24 protein-coding genes are annotated in these 25,509 nt (G+C 62.2%); 10 read left to right on the top strand and 14 right to left on the bottom strand.

Annotation, left to right across the window (positions count from 1 at the left end; all coding sequences use genetic code 11):
• Positions 1 to 888 (top strand): LysR family transcriptional regulator, encoded by an 888-nt coding sequence (locus KVY02_RS04160; protein WP_081192448.1) that lies wholly within the window; start codon positions 1 to 3, stop codon positions 886 to 888.
• A gap of 14 nt (positions 889 to 902) precedes the next feature.
• On the opposite strand, the gene KVY02_RS04155 is transcribed toward KVY02_RS04160, so the two are convergent.
• The gene (locus tag KVY02_RS04155; RefSeq protein WP_218314489.1) at positions 903 to 2,270 is read right to left on the bottom strand and encodes an L-serine ammonia-lyase; all 1,368 of its coding nucleotides are present in this window, start codon (positions 2,268 to 2,270) and stop codon (positions 903 to 905) included.
• A 183-nt stretch (positions 2,271 to 2,453) separates the two neighbouring features.
• Here KVY02_RS04155 and KVY02_RS04150 point away from each other — a divergent pair, with 183 nt between their 5' ends.
• Positions 2,454 to 3,095 carry a hypothetical protein gene (locus KVY02_RS04150; RefSeq protein ID WP_081136110.1) on the top strand — a complete coding sequence of 214 codons (642 nt, stop codon included), beginning with the start codon at positions 2,454 to 2,456 and terminating at the stop codon, positions 3,093 to 3,095.
• 179 nt (positions 3,096 to 3,274) lie between these two features.
• The gene (locus KVY02_RS04145) at positions 3,275 to 4,846 is read left to right on the top strand and encodes an AbgT family transporter (protein ID WP_039175630.1); all 1,572 of its coding nucleotides are present in this window, start codon (positions 3,275 to 3,277) and stop codon (positions 4,844 to 4,846) included.
• Positions 4,847 to 4,946: 100 nt separating this feature from the next.
• Here the strand turns inward: KVY02_RS04145 and rpoD are convergent, their stop codons facing one another.
• The 3 genes from rpoD to rpsU form a co-directional block, all read right to left on the bottom strand.
• The gene (rpoD, locus tag KVY02_RS04140; RefSeq protein ID WP_081192460.1) at positions 4,947 to 6,803 is read right to left on the bottom strand and encodes an RNA polymerase sigma factor RpoD; all 1,857 of its coding nucleotides are present in this window, start codon (positions 6,801 to 6,803) and stop codon (positions 4,947 to 4,949) included.
• A gap of 230 nt (positions 6,804 to 7,033) precedes the next feature.
• A complete protein-coding gene (gene dnaG, locus KVY02_RS04135) occupies positions 7,034 to 8,881 on the bottom strand; it encodes a DNA primase (protein WP_218314487.1) in 1,848 nt (615 codons plus the stop codon).
• A gap of 187 nt (positions 8,882 to 9,068) precedes the next feature.
• Entirely contained in the window at positions 9,069 to 9,284 is a 216-nt protein-coding gene (gene rpsU / locus KVY02_RS04130) for a 30S ribosomal protein S21 (protein WP_016416934.1), read from the bottom strand.
• A gap of 200 nt (positions 9,285 to 9,484) precedes the next feature.
• Here rpsU and tsaD point away from each other — a divergent pair, with 200 nt between their 5' ends.
• Positions 9,485 to 10,540, top strand: a complete 1,056-nt coding sequence (tsaD, locus tag KVY02_RS04125) for a tRNA (adenosine(37)-N6)-threonylcarbamoyltransferase complex transferase subunit TsaD (RefSeq protein ID WP_081136116.1) — start codon at positions 9,485 to 9,487, stop codon at positions 10,538 to 10,540.
• A gap of 9 nt (positions 10,541 to 10,549) precedes the next feature.
• On the opposite strand, the gene KVY02_RS04120 is transcribed toward tsaD, so the two are convergent.
• Entirely contained in the window at positions 10,550 to 11,119 is a 570-nt protein-coding gene (locus KVY02_RS04120) for a glycerol-3-phosphate acyltransferase (protein ID WP_218315036.1), read from the bottom strand.
• A 103-nt stretch (positions 11,120 to 11,222) separates the two neighbouring features.
• On the opposite strand from KVY02_RS04120, the gene folB reads away from it, so the two are divergent.
• Together folB and folK are read left to right on the top strand one after the other, a co-directional pair.
• On the top strand, positions 11,223 to 11,603 hold the full coding sequence (gene folB / locus KVY02_RS04115; RefSeq protein ID WP_218314485.1) for a dihydroneopterin aldolase: 381 nt from the start codon (positions 11,223 to 11,225) through the stop codon (positions 11,601 to 11,603).
• Positions 11,600 to 12,145, top strand: a complete 546-nt coding sequence (gene folK, locus KVY02_RS04110) for a 2-amino-4-hydroxy-6-hydroxymethyldihydropteridine diphosphokinase (RefSeq protein ID WP_218314483.1) — start codon at positions 11,600 to 11,602, stop codon at positions 12,143 to 12,145. Before folB ends, folK begins: the two co-directional genes overlap by 4 nt.
• On the opposite strand, the gene KVY02_RS04105 is transcribed toward folK, so the two are convergent.
• The 7 genes from KVY02_RS04105 to KVY02_RS04075 all read right to left on the bottom strand — a co-directional run bounded on the left by KVY02_RS04105 (position 12,142) and on the right by KVY02_RS04075 (position 19,953).
• Complete coding sequence (locus tag KVY02_RS04105; RefSeq protein ID WP_218314481.1) at positions 12,142 to 13,260, bottom strand: polynucleotide adenylyltransferase; 1,119 nt, start codon at positions 13,258 to 13,260, stop codon at positions 12,142 to 12,144. The genes folK and KVY02_RS04105 overlap by 4 nt on opposite strands.
• The gene (locus tag KVY02_RS04100) at positions 13,260 to 14,075 is read right to left on the bottom strand and encodes a symmetrical bis(5'-nucleosyl)-tetraphosphatase (RefSeq protein ID WP_218314479.1); all 816 of its coding nucleotides are present in this window, start codon (positions 14,073 to 14,075) and stop codon (positions 13,260 to 13,262) included. The genes KVY02_RS04105 and KVY02_RS04100 overlap by 1 nt, the downstream gene beginning before the upstream one ends.
• Before the next feature lie 86 nt (positions 14,076 to 14,161).
• Positions 14,162 to 14,539: a Co2+/Mg2+ efflux protein ApaG gene (apaG, locus tag KVY02_RS04095; protein WP_016916312.1), complete on the bottom strand. Its 378-nt coding sequence runs from the start codon at positions 14,537 to 14,539 to the stop codon at positions 14,162 to 14,164.
• Positions 14,536 to 15,363: a 16S rRNA (adenine(1518)-N(6)/adenine(1519)-N(6))-dimethyltransferase RsmA gene (gene rsmA, locus KVY02_RS04090; protein WP_016916311.1), complete on the bottom strand. Its 828-nt coding sequence runs from the start codon at positions 15,361 to 15,363 to the stop codon at positions 14,536 to 14,538. Before rsmA ends, apaG begins: the two co-directional genes overlap by 4 nt.
• Before the next feature lie 26 nt (positions 15,364 to 15,389).
• A complete protein-coding gene (gene pdxA, locus KVY02_RS04085; protein ID WP_218314476.1) occupies positions 15,390 to 16,433 on the bottom strand; it encodes a 4-hydroxythreonine-4-phosphate dehydrogenase PdxA in 1,044 nt (347 codons plus the stop codon).
• Entirely contained in the window at positions 16,433 to 17,470 is a 1,038-nt protein-coding gene (locus KVY02_RS04080) for a peptidylprolyl isomerase (RefSeq protein WP_081192474.1), read from the bottom strand. Before KVY02_RS04080 ends, pdxA begins: the two co-directional genes overlap by 1 nt.
• A gap of 35 nt (positions 17,471 to 17,505) precedes the next feature.
• On the bottom strand, positions 17,506 to 19,953 hold the full coding sequence (locus tag KVY02_RS04075) for an LPS-assembly protein LptD (protein ID WP_100731035.1): 2,448 nt from the start codon (positions 19,951 to 19,953) through the stop codon (positions 17,506 to 17,508).
• A 70-nt stretch (positions 19,954 to 20,023) separates the two neighbouring features.
• Here KVY02_RS04075 and KVY02_RS04070 point away from each other — a divergent pair, with 70 nt between their 5' ends.
• The 4 genes from KVY02_RS04070 (at position 20,024) to speD (ending at position 23,240) form a co-directional block, all read left to right on the top strand.
• Positions 20,024 to 21,034, top strand: a complete 1,011-nt coding sequence (locus KVY02_RS04070; RefSeq protein ID WP_218314474.1) for an aminoglycoside phosphotransferase family protein — start codon at positions 20,024 to 20,026, stop codon at positions 21,032 to 21,034.
• Positions 21,031 to 21,687, top strand: coding sequence for an N-acetylmuramate alpha-1-phosphate uridylyltransferase MurU (gene murU, locus KVY02_RS04065; RefSeq protein ID WP_081192477.1), 657 nt, complete (start codon positions 21,031 to 21,033; stop codon positions 21,685 to 21,687). Before KVY02_RS04070 ends, murU begins: the two co-directional genes overlap by 4 nt.
• Positions 21,688 to 21,797: 110 nt before the next feature.
• Positions 21,798 to 22,217, top strand: coding sequence for an OsmC family protein (locus KVY02_RS04060; protein ID WP_016916305.1), 420 nt, complete (start codon positions 21,798 to 21,800; stop codon positions 22,215 to 22,217).
• A gap of 228 nt (positions 22,218 to 22,445) precedes the next feature.
• Positions 22,446 to 23,240, top strand: a complete 795-nt coding sequence (gene speD, locus KVY02_RS04055) for an adenosylmethionine decarboxylase (RefSeq protein ID WP_081136133.1) — start codon at positions 22,446 to 22,448, stop codon at positions 23,238 to 23,240.
• A gap of 122 nt (positions 23,241 to 23,362) precedes the next feature.
• Here speD and lpxL read toward each other — a convergent pair whose 3' ends face one another.
• Positions 23,363 to 24,274: an LpxL/LpxP family Kdo(2)-lipid IV(A) lauroyl/palmitoleoyl acyltransferase gene (gene lpxL / locus KVY02_RS04050; protein WP_081192479.1), complete on the bottom strand. Its 912-nt coding sequence runs from the start codon at positions 24,272 to 24,274 to the stop codon at positions 23,363 to 23,365.
• Positions 24,275 to 24,286: 12 nt separating this feature from the next.
• The gene (alr, locus tag KVY02_RS04045; RefSeq protein WP_218314463.1) at positions 24,287 to 25,387 is read right to left on the bottom strand and encodes an alanine racemase; all 1,101 of its coding nucleotides are present in this window, start codon (positions 25,385 to 25,387) and stop codon (positions 24,287 to 24,289) included.
• Positions 25,388 to 25,509: the final 122 nt, after the last annotated feature.

Here is a 25,509-nt window from a genome sequence, read left to right as displayed (position 1 = left end):
ATGCAGCGCTGGGATCGTATCGAAGCGTTCGTGGAAGTCGTACGGCTCGGCACCTTTTCGGCCGCGGCTCGCCACTTGAAGGTGTCCACCTCGCATATCAGTCGGCTGGTCAGCCAGTTGGAGAATCAGCTGGGCGTTCAGCTGCTGTATCGCACCACACGGCAGATTCGGCTGACCGATGCCGGGGCCTTGTACGTGGAGCACTGCCGCCATTTGTTCGATGGGCTGCGTGATGCCGAGCAGGCAATCAGCGAGCTGCAGGCCAAACCCCATGGGCTACTGAAACTGACCTCGGCAACGACCTTCGGCGAGCGCTACGTTGCCCCGCTGGTCAATGATTTCCAGCGCCTGCACCCTCAGCTCGAAGTACACATGCACTTCACCAATCGCCCGGTGGAGTTGATCGAAGAGGGTTTCGACATCGCCATTCGCATGGGGGTGCTGAAAGACTCCAGCCTGATTGCTCGGCGGCTGTGCGAACGCCGCGAATACGTGGTGGGCTCACAGGCCTATTTTCGTCAGGCGCCCCGCCCCCACACGCTGGGCGAGCTGAGCCAACACCGCTGCCTGCTGGGGTCGCGCCCCAACTGGCTGTTCGAAGTGAACGGCCAGCGACGAGAGGTCAAGGTGGAGGGATGCTGGAGCGGCAACTCGGGGCCAGCCCTGCTGGATGCAGCCCTGAAAGGGCTGGGCCTGGCTCAGTTGCCGGATTACTACGTCGCTCCGCACTTGACCAATGGTGAACTGATCTCGGTGCTGGAACCCTTCCAGCACCACGATACGGCGGTGTGGGCGGTCTACCCACGCCACCGCCACTTGTCACCCAAGATTCGTCAACTGGTGGACTATCTGGTGGCCAATATCGGCCGTACCCTGCCCCAGGCCTGACACGCGCTGCCGGATTAACACTCGATGGCGTTGACCGCGAGCCCTCCCTTGGAGGTCTCCTTGTATTTGTCCTGCATGTCGCGTCCGGTATCGCGCATGGTCTTGATCACTTTATCCAGCGAGACGAAGTGGTCGCCATCACCATGCAGCGCCATACGGGCGGCATTGATGGCCTTGACCGACGCAATGGCATTGCGCTCGATACAGGGGACCTGCACCAGCCCCGCCACCGGGTCACAGGTCAGCCCCAGGTTATGCTCCAGGCCAATTTCCGCAGCATTTTCTACCTGCCGCGGCGTACCGCCCAGCACTTCGGCCAGCCCGGCCGCCGCCATGGCGCACGCCGAGCCGACTTCTCCCTGGCAGCCCACCTCCGCCCCGGAGATCGAGGCGTTTTTCTTGCACAGTATGCCCATGGCGCCCGCGGCCAACAGAAAATCGACCACGTCGGCATCGCAGGCGTCGGGTTCGAACTTCAGGTAATAGGCCAACACCGCCGGAACGATACCGGCAGCCCCATTGGTGGGCGCCGTGACCATGCGCTTGCCGGCCGCGTTCTCTTCATTGACGGCCAGCGCAAACAGGTTGACCCAATCCATCACGCTGAAACTGCTGACGATCAGGCGCTGCTGGGCGGGCGGCGAAAGCAGTTGCTGATGCAGGGCGTTGGCGCGACGGCGCACGTTCAGCCCGCCGGGTAACCGCCCGGTGGCTTTCAACCCGTTCTCGATACTGTCACGCATGGCGTGCCAGATCTTCAGCAGTTCGGTACGGATGGTGTCTTCGCTGCGCCAGGCTTTCTCGTTTTCCAGCATCAGCTGGCTGATACGCAAATCGTTCGCCTGGCACAGTGCCAATAGCTCGTTACCCGATTCGAACGGATAAGGCAGCGCCGTCTTGTCCTCATCCAGCCCGCCCTGATCGGCACAGGCCTGGTCGACATAGAAGCCGCCGCCCAGCGAGTAGTAAGTGTTGGTCGCGATGACCCGCTCTTGCTGGTAGGCCGTGATCACCATGGCATTGGGATGAAAGGCCAGACAGCTCTCGTCCCACTCGATGTCTCGCGCACGGTCGAAGGGCAGCGAATGCCCATTGGGCAGCGTCAGTGGCGTCCCGTCGTCCAGCGCCGCTAGGCGTCCGGCAATGCTGTCGGGCTCGATGGACTCGGGCATTTCACCCGTCAGGCCCATCACCACCGCATTGTCGGTGCCGTGGCCTACCCCAGTCGCGGCCAACGACCCGTGCAGCCGCACCACCAGCCGTGACACGGGCGCTTCCGGCAACGCCATCACGAAATCCCGCGCCGCGCGCATGGGCCCCACGGTATGCGAGCTGGACGGGCCAATGCCTATCCGAAACAGATCAAAGACGCTAATGGCCATGGTGACATCCGCCCCTCAACGGTCGTTATTGCTTTCATGTGGTTACTTTGCAGTGTTGCTCGCCATTCGTCGAGATATTCCTGGCACGTTCGACGTGTCAGCACAGAAAAGTGACGATATAATGAACATGCATTCATGTATGTTTGTTGTTTGACTGATTTCGCCTGACGTAGAGGAACCGTGATGCCACCCTCCTGGCCTATTGATTTTCGCACTGCGCTGCTGCGCGCGACACTCTATATACTCTTCATCGGAGGCATCGCCCAGGGCGCGTATCTGGAAGCGTTGTATCTGCCTACCGTGCGCTATACCGAGCTGGGGTTCACCGAGCTGACCCAGACTTTCATTCTGATCAGTTGCTGTACCCTGCTCCTCTACGTACGCCATGTACTGAAAGTATGGCCCACGGTGACCCTGCTGCTGCTGGCCTTCCTCGCTGCCTCGCTGGTACGTGAGCAGGACTACTTTCTCGATGAGTACATCGCACGGCATACCTGGAAAATCCTGGTCGCCATGATCATCCTCCCCTCACTGGCCTGGGTCGTGTACCAGCGCCAGCGTTTTCTGGAGGAGTTTCGCCACTTCAGCAATAGTTTTGCCTTTGGGCTGTTTGCAGGCGGCGTACTGGTTACTTATGTATTTTCACGTCTATATGGCAGGCAAGTGTTTTGGCGCGCCGTATTGGAGGAGCAGTACGTCCGGGTTTTCAAGGATGTGGCAGAAGAAGTGGTCGAGCTGCTGGGCTATAGCCTGATTCTGTTTGCCATGATCGAGCTGCTCCTGCTGGCCCGACGCCTGCACCTTGCTCGCCAGAAAAGCGCCTGACGCTCTGCCAATCGGTTCTTTTTGCCGTCTTTGGGAGCACCACCAGAGACGGCATTTCATTTTTTACATCCCGCTATACGTAAAGCCATTTGCGCCCCCTTGACCATCCACGTAGTGTCGTCCCCCACACCGCTTTGGGCAATTTTGCTAAAAAACAACCAACTGACGACACAAACGTTATGAATACACCAAACAATCGTGAAAATACGCTAAAACGCGGGGCGTTCACTCGCTTCCTGGATAGCGTCGAATGGCTGGGCAATCTGCTGCCTCACCCGGTGACACTGTTCGCCATCCTGTGTGTACTGGTGGTGGTCGGCAGCGGCATTGCGGGGGCGCTAGGGGTATCGGTAGCCGACCCACGCCCAGCCAATGAAGGCGAGTGGATTGCCGTCAATTCATTGCTCAACGCCGAGGGCCTGCGCCGCCTGGTCACCGAAATGGTGACCAACTTCACCAGTTTTGCGCCCTTGGGTACCGTGCTGGTGGCCATGCTGGGGGTGGGTGTGGCCGAGCACTCGGGCCTGCTGTCGGCCAGCATGCGCGCGCTGGTACTCAACCGCTCACCGCGCATCGTCACCTATGCCGTGGTATTTGCGGGCATCATGTCGAACATGGCAGCCGAGCTTGGCTATGTGGTGCTGATTCCGCTGGCGGCGATGATCTTTCATTCGCTGGGCAGACATCCGCTGGCCGGTCTGGCAGCCGCGTTTTGTGGCGTCTCCGGCGGCTACAGCGCCAACCTCTTGATCGGTACCGTCGACCCGCTGCTCTCGGGCATCACTCAGGAAGCCGCTCGTCTGCTGGACCCGGCGTATATCGTCGGAGCCGAAGCCAACTGGTTCTTCATGTTTGCCAGCACGTTCTTCGTCACCCTGATTGGCGGTTTGGTCACGGAACGCATCGTCGAGCCGAAGCTGGGCAAGTTCGACACGGCCTATGCCGACAGCGATATCGATCAGCAGCGCATGGAGGGCCTGTCCGACACCGAAAAGCGGGCACTGAAGGGCACCGGCCTGGCCACTCTGGCACTCATCGCCCTGGTGGCCATCATGGTGGTGCCTGAAGGCGGCATTCTGCGCGACCCCGAGACCGGGCTGATCAGCGGCTCCCCCTTCCTGCGCGGCATCGTGGTGATCGTGGCCGTTTCGTTCAGCGTGCTGGGCTTCATCTATGGTCGCTTGGCAGGCACCATGCACAATGACCGCGACGTGGTGAACGCCATGGCCAAGAGCATGAGCAGCCTGGGCCTCTATATCGTGCTGGTCTTTTTTGCCGCTCAGTTCGTGGCGCTGTTCAACTGGAGCAACTTTGGCACGGTGACCGCCATTGCCGGAGCCGACCTGCTGGAGTCCCTGGGGCTGCGCGGGCCTGGACTATTTGCGCTGTTCATCATCATGTGCGCCTTCATCAACCTGTCGCTGGGCAGCGCATCGGCGCAGTGGGCCGTGACGGCACCCATCTTCGTGCCCATGCTGATGCTGATGGGCTACGCCCCGGAAGTGATTCAGGCCGCCTACCGGATCGGCGACTCGGTCACCAACCTGATCACCCCGATGATGAGCTATTTCGGGCTGATTCTGGCCGTAGCGACCCGCTACCGCAAGGATATGGGCATTGGCACCCTGGTAGCGCTCATGCTGCCTTATACCCTGTTCATGCTGATCGGCTGGAGCCTTCTGTTCTTCCTCTGGGTATTCGTACTGGGTCTGCCCGTAGGACCGGGCTCCGCGACTCACTACACCCTGTAAAGGCTTCAACAAAAGCGGCAAGGTGCTACTGGCACCTTGCCCAACAGCCGCCCACAAAAAAGCCCGCCGTGTTTCCACGGCGGGCTTTTTCGAGCGACGCTTACTCGTCCAGGAAGGAGCGCAGCGGCTCGGAACGGCTGGGATGACGCAGCTTGCGAAGCGCCTTGGCTTCGATCTGACGGATCCGCTCGCGGGTCACGTCGAACTGCTTGCCGACTTCTTCCAGGGTGTGATCGGTATTCATGTCGATACCGAAACGCATGCGCAGCACCTTCGCTTCGCGAGCGGTCAAACCACCGAGGACGTTACGGGTCGCTTCGATCAGGCCTTCGCCGGTCGCCATATCGATGGGCAGCAGCATGGTGCTGTCCTCGATGAAGTCACCCAGGTGAGAGTCGTCGTCGTCACCAATCGGCGTCTCCATGGAGATCGGTTCCTTGGCGATCTTGAGCACCTTGCGCACCTTGTCTTCCGGCATTTCAAGACGCTCGCCCAGCTCTTCAGGGGTCGGCTCGCGGCCCATTTCCTGCAGCATCTGACGCGACACACGATTGAGCTTGTTGATGGTCTCGATCATGTGGACCGGAATACGAATGGTACGCGCCTGATCCGCGATGGAGCGCGTAATGGCCTGACGAATCCACCATGTCGCGTAGGTGGAGAACTTGTAGCCACGGCGATACTCGAACTTGTCCACCGCTTTCATCAGACCGATATTGCCTTCCTGAATCAGATCCAGGAACTGCAGGCCACGGTTGGTGTACTTCTTGGCGATCGAGATCACCAGACGCAGGTTGGCCTCGACCATCTCTTTCTTGGCCCGGCGCGCCTTCGCTTCACCGATGGAGAGCTTGCGGTTGACTTCCTTCAGGTCCGCCACCGTCAGCTGCACCATGTCTTCCTCGAACGCAATTTTGCGCTGAGAGCGTGCGATGTCGGCACGCAGTGGCTCAAGACGGTCGGCATACTTGGGCTGCGCTTCCTGGAAAGCGTCCAGCCACGACGAATCCGACTCATGCCCCGGAAAGGACTTGATGAAGGTCTTGCGCGGCACCTTGGCTTTCTTGACGCACAGCTGCATGACCGCCTTTTCCTGGGCACGCACCTGCTCCACGCTGATGCGGATCTGCCCCACCAGGCGCTCGAAGTGCTTGGGCACCAGTTTGATGGGTGAGAACAGCTCGGCCAGACGTGCCTGCTCGGCTTTCAGCTCGCTACTGCCACGGCCAAACTTGGCCAGCGCCGCTTCGACGGCGGCGTTCTGCTCACGAATCTGCTCGAAACGCGCCTTGGCTTCTTCCGGGTCCGGGCCACCTTCGCTGGCGTTGGTGTCCTCGTCATCATCGTCATCGTCGCTGTCGATATCATCGTCATCGCTCAGCTCGGCATCGACTTCCGGCTCGGGGGTTTCCGCTTCGGCCACCCCGGGAATGCCTTCGTCGGGATCGATGAAGCCAGAGAACAGATCGGAAAGGCGCCCTGGCGCTTCCTCGTCCTGGGTTGCGTCGTAGGCTTCGAGGATGGAGGCAACGGCACCGGGCAGGTACGCAAGCGCCGACATGACTTCCCGCGTGCCCTCTTCGATCCGCTTGGCGATTTCGATTTCGCCTTCACGGGTCAGCAGCTCCACCGTGCCCATCTCGCGCATGTACATGCGGACCGGGTCGGTAGTGCGACCGACGTCGCTTTCCACGGCGGCGAGTGCCGCAACGGCCTCTTCCGCAGCGGATTCGTCCGTGGAGTGATCCGACATCATCAAAGTGTCTTCATCTGGCGCTTCTTCAACGACACTGATACCCATGTCGTTGATCATGCCAATGATGTCTTCCACTTGATCCGGGTCGGCGATATCCTCGGGTAGATGGTCGTTGACCTCGGCATAGGTCAGGTAGCCCTGTTCCTTGCCGCGCGCGATCAACTCCTTCAGACGTGACTGCTGCTGCGCATTTCCAGCCATAGAAACCCTATCTCGACGAAGAAGAATGAAACACCTGGGGCGCTGAATCGATTAAACTCAACAAGCCGAACAGTATAGCGTAAATAGCTGGATTTTTTCCAGCGAAACGTATTTGCGCGATCATTCAGGTGTGTTAGGTTGTTCGGTTAGCCAATACTTGGCGGCATAACCTCTATGTGGCCCTGAAGTTCGAGATTTCAACCCCTCACCTCTTGCAACCACCTTGTGCATTAGCGGCCCTGGGTCAATTCCAACACCAACCCGGCCAACCGCTGCCGCTGCTCCTTATCCAGTTTTTGCCCTGAGCGCTCCAGCGCCAGCAAGGCATCGTACTCTTCCTGAGGCGAACGCTTGCGCTGCTGCTCGGCCAGGTGTTCGACCAGCCCGGTCAGCTCGGCTTCACGGGTCGCCTTGGGAATCAGCAGCTCACGCGCGGCCAACTCTGCCAGCACACGCCCCTCATCACTGCCCTGAAAGTGCGCCAGCACCACTTGCGGGCTGCGGTAGCGTCCGGCGCGCAGCAGGGCAATCAGGTCGCGGCACAGCGATGCCTGCGGATCCTGACCAGGCAGCCAATCCTGCGTTTCCGGCAGAACGGCCACCAGCGTCGGCTCATGCAGCAACAGCTGCACGATGCGTCCCACGGTGGAGAGCGTCCGCGAGGTGCTCGCCTGTCGCGATGACCGACCGCCGCGCGGGCGGGCCTGCTCTTCCGGCGCCGCCTGCGCATCGACCGGCTCCCACTGCGGCGACACCCTGGAGGCTGCTGCCACGCGTTTGTCCAGCAACCCCTGCAACTGCGTCTGGGACAGCCCACTTCGTTTGGCGAGCGTCTCCAGCAGCAGCGACTTCAGCATGCCTTCCGGGACCTTCTGCAGCGCCTCCAGCACGTGGCTGGCGAAGCGCTCGCGCCCTTCCACGGTCTGCAAGTCGCGCCCCTGGGCAGCCTGCTCGAACAGAAACTCAGACAGCGGCATGGCGCAGGTCACGCGGTCTTCGAAGGCCTCGCGACCCTCGCGGCGCACCAGCGAGTCCGGGTCGTCCCCTTCCGGCAAGAACAGAAACCGCGCCTCGCGGCCATCGATCATCTGCGGCAGCGCGGTTTCCAGCGCACGGCTGGCCGCCTGACGCCCGGCGCGGTCACCGTCGAAACAGAACACCACGCGACTGACCAGACGAAACAGCCGCAACAGATGATCTTCGGTGGTGGCGGTGCCCAGCGTGGCCACGGCGTTGTGAATGCCGTACTGCGCCAGCGCCACCACGTCCATGTAGCCCTCGACCATCACCAGCTGTTCCAGCTTGCTGGTCGCCTGACGCGCCTCGTACAGGCCGTAGAGCTCGCGCCCCTTGTGAAAGACAGGCGTCTCCGGCGAGTTGAGGTATTTGGGCTGCTCATCCCCCATGACCCTACCGCCAAAGGCGATGGTCCGACCGCGCAAATCGCGTATCGGGAACATCACCCGGTCGCGGAAGCGATCATAGGTACGCCCGGTGTCCTCGCGATGAATCAGCAGACCGTACTCGATCTGCACCGGCTCACCGATGCCCTTGGCGCTCAGATGCTGCTTCAGCGCCTCCCACCCGCCGGGGGCATAACCAATCCCGTAGGTGGTCATCACATCTGGCGAGAGGCCGCGCCCCTGCAAGTAGCGCTGGGCCGCCTGGCCCTCCTGCATCTTCAATCGCTCGCGATAGAAGCTGGCCGCCACCTCGAGAAGATTGACCCCTTCCTTGCGCTTTTTCTCCCGCTGCTGGGCACGCGGGTCGTCCGCCCCTTCCCTGGGCACGTCCAGCCCCAGCCGCCCGGCCAGCTGCTCGACTGCCTCGGGAAAGGGCAGCTTGTCGTATTCCATCAAAAAGCGTAGCGCATTACCGTGGGCACCACAGCCAAAGCAGTGATAAAACTGCTTGTCGGCACTGACGGTAAACGAAGGTGTTTTTTCCTGATGAAAAGGACACAGGCCGGAAAAATTACGGCCCGCTTTCTTGAGCTGTACGCGCTCCCCCACCACCTCGACCACGTCGACGCGGCCAAGCAGATCGTCGATAAATCGCTGTGGAATTTGACCTGCCATGGGCTGAGGGCATCCTCGCGCAACACGCTTGTGGGCGGGTCTAACGTCATCAGGCCACGCGCCTGATCACCTTAAACCGCGCAAAACAGACAACACGAAACGAAAAACAAACGGCCACCTGGTGGCGGCCGCTTGGCATCCCTCTTGAGACAACCAGCCAACTGCTCTGGCTCTCTCCAGGTACGGATCAATAGAGCCGTTCGAAACGCTTACGCTCACGCTGCAACTTCTTGGCGTGACGTTTTACGGCAGCTGCCGCTTTGCGCTTGCGCTCAGCAGTCGGCTTCTCGTAGTGCTCGCGACGACGTACTTCAGACAGAACGCCAGCTTTTTCGCAAGAACGCTTGAAGCGACGCAGGGCGACGTCAAACGGCTCGTTATCACGTACTTTTACAGAAGGCATTAAGCACTCACCTACCTTAAGGAGTCTTGAGTTCGGATAGTACGCACACCGAACAAGACGGTGTACGACCCAGTTTTACAGCGCACAGTAGTCTAGTCGTGGTTGGCCATCTTTGCAAATGCTTACGCCCAGCGGGCACGACAATGCTAGACTAGCCGGTTTCGAGTACCTGCCTTTTCAATCAGATGAGTGCTTTTGCCATGCGTGTACTGGGCATCGAGACATCCTGCGACGAAACCGGCGTCGCCATTTACGACACGGCCTACACCGGCGGCCAGGGTCTGCTGGCCGATGCCCTGTACAGCCAGATTGCCATGCACTCCGAATATGGCGGCGTGGTGCCCGAACTGGCCTCTCGGGATCACACACGCAAGCTGCTGCCGCTCATCGAACAGGTGTTGAAAGAGGCCCATCTTTCCCGCCACGACCTGGACGGCATCGCTTATACGGCGGGCCCGGGATTGGTGGGTGCGCTGATGGTCGGTGCCAGCACCGCCCATGGCATGGCCAGGGCGCTGAACATCCCCGTATTGGGGGTGCATCACATGGAAGGCCACCTGCTGGCCCCCATGCTTGAGGAGGAGGCTCCTGCCTTTCCCTTCGTGGCCCTGCTGGTCTCCGGCGGCCACACCCAGCTGGTGGAAGTACAGGGGCTGGGTTGCTATCGACTCCTGGGCGAATCAGTAGACGATGCGGCCGGTGAGGCCTTCGACAAGGCCGCCAAGATGCTGGGCCTGGCGTACCCAGGCGGCCCGCTGGTGGCCAAACTGGCCGAACAGGGCGACCCTAAACGCTTTCGCTTCCCGCGCCCCATGACCGACCGCCCCGGGCTCGATTTCAGCTTTTCAGGCCTGAAGACCCACACCTTGACGACGATTCGCCAGCTGGAAGCCGCAGGCGAGCTGGACGAACAGGCCAAAGCCGACGTGGCACGCGCCTTCGAAGAGGCCGTCGTGGACACGCTGGTCATCAAATGCCGCCGAGCCCTGGACGAGACCGGCCTGAAACGCATCGTGATGGCGGGGGGTGTGAGTGCCAATACGCGGCTGCGCGAGCGTCTGGCCCTGGAGACCCAAAAGCGCCAGGCCCGTGCCTATTACCCCCGTGGGCGCTTCTGCACCGACAATGGCGCCATGATTGCCTACGTGGGCGCCCAGCGTCTGGCGGCAGGAGAACGCGACGAAAGCGGTATCATGCAGGCCACCCCGCGCTGGCCACTGGACACGCTGACAGCGCCCCTCAGCACCACCCGATAAGTCGTTGGCCTATTTGCGCAGCGGGGGCTCTTCCCCCTGCCGCCAACGACGAATATTGAGCATGTGGCGGGCCAGTACCAGCAGGCTGAACCCGCCCACCACGATCATATAGTCAGGCGCCAGCCAGGCGCACAGCAGGGGCGCCAACAGCGCGCTCGCAACCGACGCCAGCGCGGCGGTACCCCACCGCCACGCCATCAGCGCCCAGGCAAGGGCGCTGAGCAGCGCAACGCTGGGCACCAGCACCAGCAACACCCCGAAGGCGCTGGCGACGGCCTTGCCACCTCGAAACCCATACCAGAGCGGGAAACTGTGGCCCAGCAGCACCGCCAGCCCTACCAGCCCCTGCCACATAATCGGCAAGGCCAGCCACTTGGCGGCCAAGACCACCGGCACCGCCTTCAAGGCATCCAGCGCCAGGGTGGCCGCCGCCAGCCGGGGGCCATATAGCCGTAACACGTTGGAAAATCCGGGGTTACAGGAACCGCAAAAGCGCGGGTCGGCCACGCCTGCCCAGCGACAGACGCTCACTGCCGCCAGCCAACTGCCGCTCAAGTACCCCATGACGATCCACAGCATCCCCTGCTCACCCTGCCCCTCATCAGCCAGCGCCGCCGCCTGACTGTCGTTTATGGTCGTCCTCAAGTACAATCGCCCGCTTGTCGACGCTGGGGAATGGCCTGTGGACCGCATATTGATTGAAGCACTCACCGTAGATACCGTGATTGGCGTATACGATTGGGAGCGCACCATCACGCAATCGCTGAGCCTGGATCTCTCGCTGGCCACCGATATCCGGCCTGCCGCCGCCACTGATGATTTGCGTCTGACCCTCGATTATGCCGCGATCTGCCAGCGAATCCAGCAGTTCGCCGATGAGCACCAGTTTGCGCTGGTCGAAACCTTTGCCGAGCGGCTGGCCTCCTGTTTACAGCACGAGTTTCCGATTAGCTGGCTGCAGCTCCGTGTGCGCAAGCCCGGTGCGGTGCCCCAGGCGGCCAGTGTCGGCCTGGAAATCACCCGCGGCAGCCTGCCAAAGGCTAGCAAGGATAGCGACCCATGAACCTGGTCACGCTTAGCCTGGGCAGCAATATCGACCCGGAAAAACACATCCGCCTGTGCCTGGACGCCCTGGCAGAGACGTTTGGCGAACTGCAGATATCGCGCATTTTCGAGAGCGAGCCGGTCGGATTCAAGGATAGCCGCAATTTTTACAATCTGGTGGTGGCGTTCCACAGCAACTGGTCCGTGGCCAGACTACAGGCCTGGGCCAAGGCATTGGAAATGGCCCATGGGCGGACGCCTGACATGGTCAAGTGTAGCCCGCGCGCCCTGGATATCGATCTGCTGACCGTGGGGGACGCCTGCGGCGTGGTCGATGACGTAGCCCTGCCCCGGGCTGAAATCACCCAGAACGCTTTCGTACTGCAACCCCTGGCAGAGCTGCTGCCCGACGAGCGACACCCTCGCTGTGATACGCCTTACGCCACGCTGTGGCAACGCTTTTCCCTGGGCCATCAGCGACTGTGGGCCATCGACTTTCATTGGCAAGGGCGCTTCGTTTCCCAGGCCGACCCCTTGCCGCGCAAGGTCCACGCGCGCTAAAGCGATGCCTCCACGGCCTCGCGCCGCCGTTGACACAGCGCTTCTCCCAAGGCTGCCCCTCGGTAGCCTTCGCCCATCAACGCCTGAGGGCTGACCGCGCAGGCGGCTTGCCAGGCCGCCTCCAGCACGGGGCGCAAGCCAGGCGCAAGCCGCTCCAGCAACTGCAATTGCGCGCTGACCTGGGCAGGCTTGCGCCAGCCATCCAGACGCTCCAGCCAGCACAGCACTTTCTCGGCCTCCAGTGGGGCTGCCAGCAGCGCCTTGGTCGAGGCGGCATGGCGTGCCAGCTGCGCAACGCTATTGGGCAGCTTCAAACGCACGGTCAGGGCCTCGCGCTGTGACTCACTCAGCACCGACACCAGCAGCGCATAGCGCCAGTGCGCCAGCGGCGGCTCGCGCTGTTCGGGAGCTGCCTGCATGGCCTCCAGGGCCTGAGCCAGACACGCTTTCGCTGCCAGCTCAGGCCACCAGACGGCCAAGGCATCACACGCGGCCAGAGTCGTGAAATAGCACTCGGGGCTGGGTTCGGCCAACGCTTTTTCGGTCTCGACCCACACGCGCTCGGCTGCCAGATGCGCCAGCTCTCCGCTGCGGCTGACCGCGCGCATCAAGTCCAGAGTGTCCGGCGCAACGGCAAACCCCATGGAGGCATAGCGGGCTAAAAAACGCGCAGTCCGCAGTACGCGCAAGGGGTCTTCACTGAAGGCGGGGGAGACATGGCGAAGCCAGCGTTGCTCGATGTCCCGCTGTCCGTGATAAGGGTCGGTCAAATGCCCATCCGCCGCCTGGGCGATGGCATTGATGGTCAGATCCCGACGGGAGAGATCCTCTTCCAGCGTCACGTCGGGGCTGGCGTGCACCTCGAACCCGCCATACCCATGGCCCGACTTGCGCTCGGTACGCGCCAGCGCGTACTCCTCCTGGGTGGTCGGGTGCAGGAACACCGGAAAATCGCGCCCTACAGGTTTGAATCCACGCTGCTGCATCATGTCGGGGGTTGCCCCCACCACCACCCAGTCGTGATCCACCACGGGCCATCCCAACAGCTCGTCCCGCACGGCCCCCCCCACGCGGTAGACCTCCAGCCCTTGAGTGTATGCATCCAGCTGAAACATCAGCGACCTCCCTGCTGGCTGGGCACACTGACACGCTGGCCGCTCTCCAGCACCAGCGCGCTCAGCGAACCGCCCCACACGCACCCGGTATCGATCCCGTGCACATCCACCTTCGCGCCAGGGGTGCGCCCCTCCAACGCCGCCCAATGGCCAAACAGCAGGCGCAGATCGTCGGCACGGGGAAACTGGAACCAGGGCGCAAAGCCCGCAGGCGCACTCTCCAACCCCTCCTTGGCAGCAAAATCGAGCCGCTCCTGGGCATCGATGAAGCGCATCCGAGTGAACACATTGACGATGCAGCGCAGCCTGTCCATGCCTTCGAGCTGGTCGTGGAAGCGGTCAGGCTGATTACCGAACAGTTGGCTCAGGAAAGCTCCCGCCTGCTCGCTGCCCAGTGCCGCTTGTACTTCTCCGCTCAGTGCCAGCGCCTGTTCGGCATTCCAACTGGGCAGCAGCCCGGCGTGGGTCATCAGCGTGTTATCGGCCTGTACCGCCAGGGGAAGGCCTTGAAGCCAGTCCAGCAAATCGTCACGGTGCCGCGAAGACAGAATGTCGTCCAGCGTGTCGTGGCGCTTGAGCTTGCCGCCCCCCCGTGCCACCACCAGCAGGTGGAAATCGTGGTTCCCCAGCACGCTGCGTGCGGCGCTGCCCAGCGCTTTCACTTCCTGCAGGCAGGCCAGGGAGCCTGGCCCCCGGTTGATCAAATCGCCCACCAGCCAGAGCGTATCGCGGGCGGGATCAAAGCTGATTTTATCCAGCAAGGCGACAAACTCGGCATGACATCCATGCAGGTCGCCAATGACATAAGTGCTCATGGGTAAAGGCCTGTTAACGCATTGACGAAGTTGGCTGGCGTGGGCGGCTTGCCGAGCATGGAAAACCGCCGACGAAGGCTCCCGCCTCAATGCAGCTGGCGGGGCACCGCTAACCGAAAGGGCGAGACGGGCACATCGAACGCCCGCTGGGTGTAGGTGTTCAACAGGGTGTAAGCCCCCTCCATGACACCTACCGGGGTTTGCAGTATCGCTCGGCTGGTATAGCGGAACCGTTGCCCCGGGCCAATCAGCGGCTGCTGACCCACCACGCCCTTGCCGCGCACTTCCTGGCTGTCGCCATTGCCTTGGGTGATTTTCCAGTAGCGTGCCATCAGCTGCACGCTATGGGGGCTTTGGTTGTGCACCGTCACGGTGTAGCTGAACACGTAGCGGGCCTCGCTGGCACTCGACTCGGCGTCCTGAAACTCTGGCGTGACGCTGACCTCGATCTCCAGCCCGCTCACGCGTCACCACTCCGCTGTTCCACGTCCTCATTGGCGGCCACATGATTGGCGATGGTCACGTATTCCGCCACGGTCAGGGTTTGCGGGCGCCGGGCAGGGTCGATGCCCAACGCTTCCAGGGCCTCCGCACTGACCCGCCCCTTCAGGTTGTTGCGCAGCGTCTTGCGGCGCTGCCCAAAGGCCAGCTTGACCAGCTCGAAAAGCAGTGCCGGATCATCGGCCACCTGGGGTAGCGATGCATGGGGCGTCAGCCGCACGATGGCGGAATCGACCTTGGGACGGGGCACGAAGGCTTCCGGAGGCACGATGAACAGCTGGTCCACCTGACAGTAATACTGCGCCATCACCGAGAGCCGCCCCCAATCGGTGCTGCCGGGCTCGGCCGCCAGCCGCTCCACCACCTCTTTTTGCAGCATGAAGTGCATATCGGCGATGGCTGACCCCATGGTCAGCAGGTGCACGATCAGCGGCGTCGAAATGTTGTAAGGCAGATTCCCCACCACGCGCAGCGGCTGACCGTCGCCCTTGAGGGCGGCAAAATCGAACTTCAGCGCGTCGCCTTCGTGAATCACGAATTCGGGGTAGTTGAAAAACTGCACCCGCAACCCCGGAATCAGATCTCTATCCAGCTCGATGACTTCCAGCGTGCCGGTCGCTTCCAGCAAGGGAGCAGTGAGCGCGCCCTGGCCGGGACCGATTTCGACCAGCCGATCGCCTTCACGCGGCCCGATGGCACGGACAATCCGTGAAATGATCCCGAGATCACGGAGAAAGTTTTGACCGAAGCGTTTACGAGCACGGTGCTGCTGGGGCACTTGAGACATCTAGCAGAGTTCCTTGGAGGGTTGATTCATGGGGCGGCCTGAGAGGAGGCACGCTGGGTGGCCAGCCGCTGGGCGAGTGCCACCGCCACGCCCAGGCTGGAGGGGTTGGCAATGCTACGGCCTGCCAGGTCCAGCGCCGTGCCGTGATCCACCGAGGTGCGTACCAGCGGCAGCCCCAGGGTGATGTTGGCAGCCTGACCAAAGCCCGCGTATTTTAGCACTGCCAGGCCCTGGTCGTGGTACATCGCCAGTACCGCATCGACCCCCGCCAGATGGCGTGGGGTAAACAGGGTATCGGCCGGGAACGGGCCTTCCACGTTCAGGCCCTCGGCACGCAGCGCCTGCAGGGTGGGCGTGATGATTTCCAGCTCTTCGCGGCCCAAGTGACCATCTTCACCCGCATGGGGGTTGAGCCCACACACCGCCACCCTGGGCTGGGCGATACCAAATTGACGCTGCAGGTCCGCCACCAGCAGACGGCTGATGCGCGCAATGCGCTCGCCGGTGATGGCATCCGCCACATCGCGCAGCGGCAGATGGGTGGTCACCAGAGCAACCCGCAGGTCGCTTTCGCCCTGCCACTGTGGCGACGTAGCGTGCAGCGCAGCGTCCGTGGCCAACAGCATGACCACCTCATCCACGCCGCAGGCGTCCCGCAGCCACTCGGTGTGGCCCGTGAAGTGCGGGTAGCCACCTTCGATGATCACGCCCTTGTGCAGCGGGGCAGTCACCATGGCCGCCGCGTGTCCGGCCAGGCAGGCATCCACTGCCGTCTGCAAGGTGTCCAGCACATAGCCTGCATTGGTAGGGTCCAGCACGCCGGGCGTGGCCGGTGCGCGCAAGGCGACCGGCCACACCACCAGGCGCCCTGGCGAGGAGACCTGCTGGCTGCCCGGCTCGGCGACCACGATCTCCACCGTGAGCGCAAGCAACGCCGCCCGCTGGGCGAGCAGCGTCGGGTCACCTACCGCCACGGTGTTGTTCAGACGCCCCTGGGCCGCCAGCATCAGCGTCAGCTCGGGGCCGATACCGGCGGGCTCCCCGGTGGTGATCAGCAGCGGCAGCGCCATTACAGGCGAATGTCCACGAAGGCCTGTTCGCGAATTTCACGCTGCCATACTTCCAGCTCTTCATTGGCACGACGCTGGAAGATGGCCTGGCGCACCTGCTCGCGACGGCTCTCTTCGGTCACGTCCTGACGACGGCGCTCCAGCACTTCGATCACGTGGTAGCCAAACTGCGAGCGCACCGGCTCGGACAGCTGGTTGGGGCTGAGCGAGTTCATGGCCTCTTCGAAGGCAGGCACCGTCTGGCCGGGGCGTACCCAACCCAGGTCGCCACCGTTCATGCCGCTTCCCCGGTCATCGCTGAGCTCACGGGCAACGGTGGCAAAGTCTTCGCCCTGCTGCAGGCGTTGGCGAGCCTGTTCTGCACGGCTACGCGCTTGCGCTTCGTCACGGGTGGGCGTCAGCTCGACCAGCACGTGGCGCGCACGGGTCTCTTCGATGAACGACTGGCCCTGCTGAGAGGGCTGCTGCTCGAGAAAGCGCTCCACTTCCCGGTCCGACACGGAAACCCGCTGGCTGATCTGACGCTGCTGCACCTGACGCATCAACATTTCGCGCCGCACTTCCTCACGCACGCTGGCCAGGCTCATGCCATCGGCTTCCACGGCATCGGCAAACTGATCCAGGCTCATGCCATTGGACTCGGCAATGCTACGCAGCTGACGATTCAGCTCGGTGTCGTCCACGCTCAGGTTGGCACGGCTGGCCATCTGCAGCTGAATTTCGTCCATCACCATGCGCTCCAGCACCTGCCGGGCCAGCTGGCTGCGGGGCGGCAGTTGGCCGCCTTGAGCGGCCGCCTGCTGCTCGATTTCCGCGATGCGTTCGTTCAACTCGCTGCGCATGATGACACCATCGTTGACCACGGCCACGACGCTATCCAGCGGCTGACGCTGTGTGGACTCGAAGCTCTGGGCCTGAACGGTCAAGGGTACCAGGGCAGCGCCAGCGCCCAGGCAAAGCGTCATCATGGTGCCCGCTGAAAGCTGTCTTGCCCGCTGGGTGAGCTTGCGGGTCCGCAGGGTCTTTCTGATCGTCATAAAAAGTCTCTTTCAGTCGCCATTCAAGGTGATCGTTAAAGGGGTGTGGGGCGGTAGCCTGGGATCGCCTGTTCAAAGTAGCTGTCGGCTTCCTGGCCAACACCGCCAAGACCACGGAAGACAAAGCGCAGGAACAGGCCACGGTCGCTAAAGTCGTCTTCCACTCTGGCGGTATCGTTGTCGTCTATCCACTCCCGCCAGACAAGCTGTACGCCGTAGCAGCAGTCGTTCCACTGCAAGCCCGCCAACTGCTCCAGAGGACGATCGTTGGTTTGATCGTGCAGGTAGCGGCCAATCAAATCAATCCTTGGGCTGGCTTTCCAGGCCAGCGACAGGTCCCACTCTTCACGACTGTAGTCGCGGAAGCCGTCGTCACCGGGCACCACGGAAGGATCGAACCCTTCGATCTCCCAGCGGTAGCCAAGGTTCACTACGTGGCCATCAGGATGACGATAACGCAGGTCGACGCTGGAGCGTTCGGTCTGCTCACGCTCGTCGTCATAGAGCCATTCATAGCCCGTACTCCAACGGTCATTGATCTGCCACTCCAGCCGTGTCACCAGCGGCGAGCGATCCCGCGTGGCCTGATAGCGGCTCAGCGGATTGGCGTCGGGGGCATCTTCCGGACGCGGCGGCAGCGTGCTCGGGTCACCGTCACTGTCGATGCGCCGCTCGGCAAAGTAGAGGCTCTGGCCAACGCCCAGCGTCAAGCGATCACGCCCGGCGCTGTCTTCGATCAACCGAGACTGCACGCCCAACGAGACGCGATTCAGATCACCGACCCGGTCAGCCCCCGAGAAGCGGTGCGGGGACCAGAGCTGATCCCAGGAGAATGCCCGTTCACGGCTATCGAAGTCCGGCAGTTGGGTCTGGTTGGTACGCGGCACGTAGGCGTAGTTGATACGGGGCTCGAGAGTCTGGCGATAGTCACGCCCGCCCAGCTCAAGCTCACGCTCGAAGACCAGCCCACCGTCGATGGAGGTGATGGCGACGCTACGCGAGGGCGACGTATCGCGGTCCGTGATACGGTCGCCGTAATCCAGTTCGTAGGCGGTATGCCACAGCTCGCTGCGCGGTTCGATATAGCCCCAGGGCTGCTCATAGCGCCAGCCCACGCTGGGGGTCAGGTGCAGGCGGGTACCAATGGCGGCTTCCCGCTCGGGGACCCGCCGTTCGTCCACGTCACGCCAGAAATAGGTCGCGTTGGAGCGCCACTGGGTATAAAACCCGCTGCCCAACTGCCAGTCCGAGTTGGCGGTCAGGCTGGGCAGGCGGTAGAAAGGGCGATCGGTATCGCTGAGCGGGTCTTCCAGGCGCTGAAACCCCTGGGCCCTGGCGTCCAGCTGCCAGCGCTCGCCGCGGTAGTCCACCTGCGCCAGACGCTCCATGCTGACCCGATCACCGCTGCCGAACTCACCACCAAAGTCGTCGAAATAGCGCCCATCGCTGGCCGCTCCGTAGCGCAATTGATAGTCGCTGCGCGGGGCCAAGGCACCGGCGTGCTGCGCATCGATGTACCAGCGCTCTTCGCCTTCGAAGCGATTGTCTCCGGTGCTGCTGCCACCATCGCTGCCCAGGAAACCACCCTCCACGATCCCCTGGCTTTGCTCGAACAGGTAGCGATACTCGCCATTGAGCAGCAGCCCACGGTCCGACATCCAGCGCGGTGTAATGGTGGCGTCATGGTTAGGCGCAATGTTCCAGTAAAACGGCTGAGCATAGTCAAAGCCGTCACTGGAGAAGCTCAGCGTGGGCGACAGCAGCCCCGTGTGGCGGCGGTCATCGATGGGAAAACGCAGCCAGGGCCAGTAAAAAATCGGTACGTCCTTGACCTGCAGGCGCGCGTGGCGTGCCGTGCCGAATCCGGTGGCCTGGTTCAACTGGATATCGCTACCCACCAGTTGCCAGCTGTTGGCACCCGGATCACAGGTAGTGAAAGTGGCATCGCGCAGGCGATACTGCTCCTCTCCGGTTTGCTCCAGCTGGCTGGCCTGGCCGCGCAGGTGCTGCTCATAGAGCACGTAATGGCTATTGCGCAGCGAGGCACGATCCTCGTTGAGCATCAGCGTGGCCTGCTCACCACGCACCATGGCCTGACCGTCACGGATGACCAGGTCACCTTCGGCATCGACGCGTTGGCGGTCCGCCGGAACAAAGACCTGATCGGCCTGCAGCTCGGTATTGCCGCGACGCAAGACCACATCGCCGCGCAGCAGCGCTTCGCCATCCGCGGCATAATCCGCTTCATCGGTTTCCACCAAGAGCGTTTCCGGGTTCTCTTGCGCAGGCAAACGATAGTCGGGCATCACATAGCGCCCACGGCACAGCTGTTGGCGTGCTTCGTCCTGCCCCCAGGGCTGCCAGTCCAGCGCGTCAGCAGGCAATGGCTGACCCTGCGCCACCGCTGACAGCGAGGCACCGGCGAGCACACTGCCCAACAGCGTTTGCGCAACCGGAGTGGTGCGCGAGATTCGCTTGCCCATGTTCGTTATCCTTGGCATCCAGAATCGGTATTATACAGCCCGCATCATGCCCGACCAGCAAGGAGCTTGCATGTCCTCTTCCAGGATTGACGCCCTCACCCAGTGGGCAGCGCAGCATCATGGCCTTGAGCCCGCGCATATTCAATTAGCACCGGCGGGCGGTGACGCCAGTTTTCGGCGCTATTTTCGCCTCACGCTTCCCGATGGCAGCACGCGTATCGTCATGGACGCGCCGCCCGCCCAGGAGGACTCGGCGCCTTTCGTAGCCATCGGCAAACGCTGGCATGCCGCCGGGCTAGCGGTTCCCTACATCCACGCCAGCGACCTGGACGCGGGCTTCCTGCTGCTGGAGGACTTGGGCGACACCCCGCTTCAGGACACTTTCACGGACCCTGACAGCACTCGTCAGCGCCACCTGGAAGCCATGGCGCTGATTGCTCAGCTGCAGAATCGTGCCGACCCTGCGGCGCTACCCGCCTACGATGAAGCCCTACTGGGGCGTGAACTCGACCTGTTCCCCGAATGGTGCCTGGAACACTGGCTAGGGCTGGCCGCCCCCGAGTCGTGGCCCGCGCTGCGTCAGGCGTTGATCCATAGCGCGCTGGCACAGCCCGTGGTCAGCGTGCATCGGGACTTCGATGCCATGAACCTCATGTGCCAGGCTCAGCAGCTGACGATGATCGACTTTCAGGATGCCGTGGCTGGTCCGCTCAGCTACGACCTGATCTCGCTGCTGCGGGGGCGTTACTGCCGTTTCAGCGCCAGCCAGTTTGCCGAGCTGGTATCGCTATTCTACCAGCAGGCTCGCCAGGAGGGGCGACTGCTCCGCACCACCTCGGAAGCGGACTTTCTGGTCCAGTGCCATGCCATGGCAGCCCAACGTTCGCTCAAGGTACTGGGCATTTTTTGTCGGTTGACGCTACGCGACGCCAAGCAGGGCTACCTGGCCCGCCTGCCCCACTTCCTCGATCACCTGGAAGATAGCCTGGCGGCCCTGCCTGAACATCGCACGTTTGCCGAGTGGGCCAGCAGCGTACTGCGCCCCGCCATCATGCAGCGCCTGGCGGAGCAGAGCGCATGAAGGCCATGATCCTGGCCGCAGGCCTTGGCAAGCGCATGCGCCCGCTCACCGACCACTGCCCCAAGCCGCTGCTGCCCGTCGCGGGCAAGCCGCTGATCGTGCATCACATCGAGCGCCTGCGGCAGGCGGGCATTCATGAGTTGGTCATCAATGTCAGCTATCGTGCCGAGCAGATCATGGCCGCGCTGGGCGACGGCAGCGCCCATCAGGTATCCATCCAGTGGAGCCACGAGCCATCTCCGCTAGAAACCGGCGGCGGTATTCGCCAGGCACTGCCGCTGCTGGGCGAGGCGCCTTTTCTGTTGATCAACGGCGATGTGTGGTGCGACTACCTGCCGGACGCTGCCGCGCTGGCCGCCGAGGATCTGGCGCATCTGGTGCTGGTGGACAACCCGGTGCAACACCCTGAGGGCGACTTCGCGCTGCATCAGGGCCGGGTGGCGAGCGCTGGAGCGTCACGCCTGACCTTTGCGGGCATCAGCCTGCTGCGCCCCGCTCTGGTGGCCAGCGAGCCGCCTGGGGCGTTTGCCCTGGCGCCGCTGCTGCGCCGGGCCATGGACGAAGGGCGTGTCTCGGGCGAGCATTTCGCTGGCCACTGGGTAGACGTGGGCACGCCAGAGCGCCTTGCGGTGCTGGAACGCCACCTTGCCTGACGGGTTTGCGATAGAGGACGTGCAGGCGACATGGAGAGAAGCCGTGCGTCTGCGCCTGGAAATGTTATGCTGCGCGACTTACCTTTCGTCGCCAGCATGAGGAGAGCAACGTGAAAGCACGGGTAGCATGGACCGATGGACGCCAGTTCGTGGCGGAGTCTGGAAGCGGACACAGCGTTGTGATCGACGGCCCACCTGACCACGGTGGCCGTAATACCGGGCCTCGCCCCATGGAAATGCTGCTGATGGGCATGGGCAGCTGTACCGCTTTTGATATTCTCAACATTCTCGACAAGGCACGGGCAGAGGTCACCGACTGCGTGGCCGAGCTGGATGCCGAGCGCGCCGATGAAGTTCCCGCCGTCTTCACCAAAATCCACGTCCACTTCGTGGTCACTGGTCGCGGCTTGAAAGAGAAGCAGGTCCAGCGCGCCGTGGAGCTTTCTGCCGAGAAGTACTGCAGCGCGTCGATCATGCTGGTCAAAGGCGGTGTCGACATCACTCACTCCTATGAGATCCGCGAAGCTTGAGCCGTCACAGGTCGGCTGACCACGCGGGTGACGCTGCAGCATCAAAAAAAATGGCGTGGCTGGATGCAAGCCACGCCCTGGGCGGGCATAATACGCCCGCTTGTTTTTCCCTTTACTGCGTAGTGCGGGGTCGCTTACAAGGCGGCTGCGTTAGCACGGTGACAAGTGTTTATCGGTTCCGGCGCTGGCTCGTCGGGGTGTCCTCATCTGCCATAGGGAGGTTCGGAAGTGTCAGATAATCTCCGACTCCACGGGTTCAACAACCTGACCAGCTCTTTGAGCTTCAATATTTACGACATCTGTTACGCCAAAACCGAAGAGCAGCGTGCGGCTTATATCGACTATATCGATGAGCTTTACAACGCCGAACGTTTGACGCAGATCCTGAAAGACGTCACCAACATCATTGGCGCTCATGTACTGAACATCTCGCGTCAGGATTATGAGCCCCATGGCGCGAGTGTGACCATTCTGATTGCCGAGCACGAGCTGGATGAACCGACGCCAGGGCAAACCGAGCCAGGACCTGGCCCACTTCCGGAAACGGTCGTGGCCCACCTGGACAAAAGCCATGTGACGGTACACAGCTACCCCGAGTCGCATCCCGACAACGGCATCAGTACCTTCCGGCTGGATATCGATGTATCCACCTGTGGGCATATCAGCCCATTGAAAGCGTTGAACTACCTGATCCACAGCTTCGACTCCGACATCGTCACCATGGACTACCGCGTGCGCGGTTTCACCCGTGACGTCGATGGCAAGAAGCTGTTCATCGATCACGACATCACCTCGATTCAGGACTATCTGGCAGAAGATACCAAGCAGGCCTACCAGATGATCGACGTGAACGTGTATCAGGAAAACATGTTCCACACCAAGATGCTGCTCAAGGACTTCGAGCTGGACAACTACCTGTTCGGCACGTCGCGCCGCGACATCACCTTCGAAGAAGCCCGCGATATCGAAGGCCGTCTGCGCAAAGAGATGCTGGAAATCTTCTACTCGCGCAACCTCGACTGAGGTTGCTGGCAAAAGATTCCGCTGGCACAACGCAAAGCCGCCCTCTTCCGGGCGGCTTTTTTCATGCTTGTTCAGTGCTCGACATCAGTACTCGACATCAGTACTCGACACCCGGGGTCGCGCTAATAAAACCCGGCGTCGCCTTCAGGGCGCGTCTTGAAGCGCCGGTGCAGCCACAGGTACTGCTCGGGGTGCTTGCGAATGGCCCGCTCGATGAATTCGTTCACCCGGGTGGCATCGGCCACTTCGTCGCCGCTGGGGAAGCCTTCGAAGGCGGGCAGGCATTCGATGGTGTAGGTACGGTTGTCCGGGTTGCGGTGAAACATCAGCGGTACCACCGGCGCTCCGGTCATGCGGGCGATCTTAGCCGTCAGGCGAATGGTCGCCGCCTGCTGACCAAACAGCGGAGCGAAGACGCTGACATCGCGACCGAAGTCCTGATCCGGGGAGTACCATACGATATGTCCCGCCTTGATCCGCCGCACCACGCCACGCAGGTCGTGACGGTCGATGGCCTGGCCAAAAATGCGCGAGCGTGCCCGGGTCATGAAGCGTTCGAACAGCGGGTTGTTGTGGGGGCGATAGACCACGTCCGCCGGGAAAAACAGCGAGTGCAGCGCGCCACCCAGGTCCAGCGTCGAGAAGTGAATACCAACCACCAGCACGCCCTTGCCCTGAGCCTTGGCATGGGCCAGGTGCTCCTGGCCATGATAGGCCACGCGATGACGCAAGCCTTCGGCATCGCGGCACCAGCCAGTGGCGGTTTCCACCAGCCCAATACCGTTGGCGATGAAGGTTTCCTTGACCAGCTGGCGCTGCTGATCGGCGCTTTTCTCGGGAAAGCAGAGCGCCAGATTGGTGGCCGTGATGTGCCGCCGACGCTTGGCAAGCCGCCACGCCAGCAGGCCTATCATCTTGCCTACCCAAAGCCTGACTCGCCAAGGCAACCAGGCCGCCACGTACATGGCACCAATGGCCAGCCAGGTCGGCCAGTAGCGGGGGTGCGCAAAAGAGCGCGGATAAGATTTCGACATACAGATAACCGTTTAGACGTTGGCCCCATGGTACTGCCGAGGTGCTCTGGGCAGCACGCCGGTCAGCAGGGTATAGCTGATGGTATCGCAGTAGCGGGCCACTTCGTCCACCGACAGCACGCTGCCCTGGGTAGCGCGCCCCCACAGCACGACCTCGCTACCAATGGCGGCGTCGGACACCTCGGTGACATCCACCGTGAGCATGTCCATGGAGACCTTACCGGCGATGGGGCAGCGCTGGCCGTTGACCAGTACCGGCGTGCCATCCACGGCATGGCGATCATAGCCATCCCCATACCCTGCGGCGACGACGGCAATCTTCGAGGGGCGTGGGGCCTTCCAGCGTCCGCTGTAGCCCACTGGCTCGCCGACGGCCAGCTCACGCAGGGCGATGATTTCCGAGCGCAGCGTCATCACCGGGCGCAGTTGCCGGGTCAGCTCGCTGGCGACTTCCAAGGGGTCGCTGCCATACAGCATGATACCCGGCCGGTTCCAGTCGCCATGGGCGGCTGGCCGAGCCAGGGTGGCAGGTGAGTTGGCCAGGCAAAGCGGTGCCTTCAACGTGGCCGCCAGGGCCTGCAACACGCCCATCTGATGCTCGAAGTAGCTGGCATCCTGGGCATCGGCGTTGGCGAAGTGGCTCATCAGGTGCAGCGCGGTGACCTGTGGGGCACTGTGCAGACGCTGCCATACCGCAGGCGCCTCCTGAGGAGAGAACCCCAGCCGGTGCATGCCGGAATCGACCTTCAACCAGACGGGAATCGGCCGCTGCGGGGAGTAGGCCAAAAGCGCCTCTACCTGCCAATGGCTGTGCACGCTGATCCACAGGCCATGATGGTCGACCAGCGCCAGCTCATCAGCGCTAAAGATACCTTCCAACAGGATGATGGGGGCCTTGATGCCGCCTTCACGCAGGCTCAACGCCTCTTCGATACAGGCCACCGCAAACGCAGGCACCTCGGCTTCCAGGGCGTTGGCACAGGCCAGCGCACCGTGGCCATAGGCATTGGCCTTGATGACGGCGACCGAGCGGCTCTGAGGCGCACAGCGGCAGGCTAATTGGTAATTGTGACGCAGCGCGTCCAGATCGATATGGGCCACTAACGGGCGCATGGCTATCTCACTTATCAGAGCGCTCGTACGACAGCGCGGTGCTGACAATCCGTACGGCTAGCGAACGGATATGGGTTTAGCGGGTGTTACCCGGTTGCCAGACAAACTGGCTATCAAAAACA

The organism is Halomonas sp. 18071143, from assembly GCF_019211725.1.
In the GTDB taxonomy this organism is placed as follows: domain Bacteria; phylum Pseudomonadota; class Gammaproteobacteria; order Pseudomonadales; family Halomonadaceae; genus Vreelandella; species Vreelandella stevensii.
Note: the sequence above shows the minus strand (reverse complement) of the source record. Positions and strands in the feature narration are given on the sequence as shown.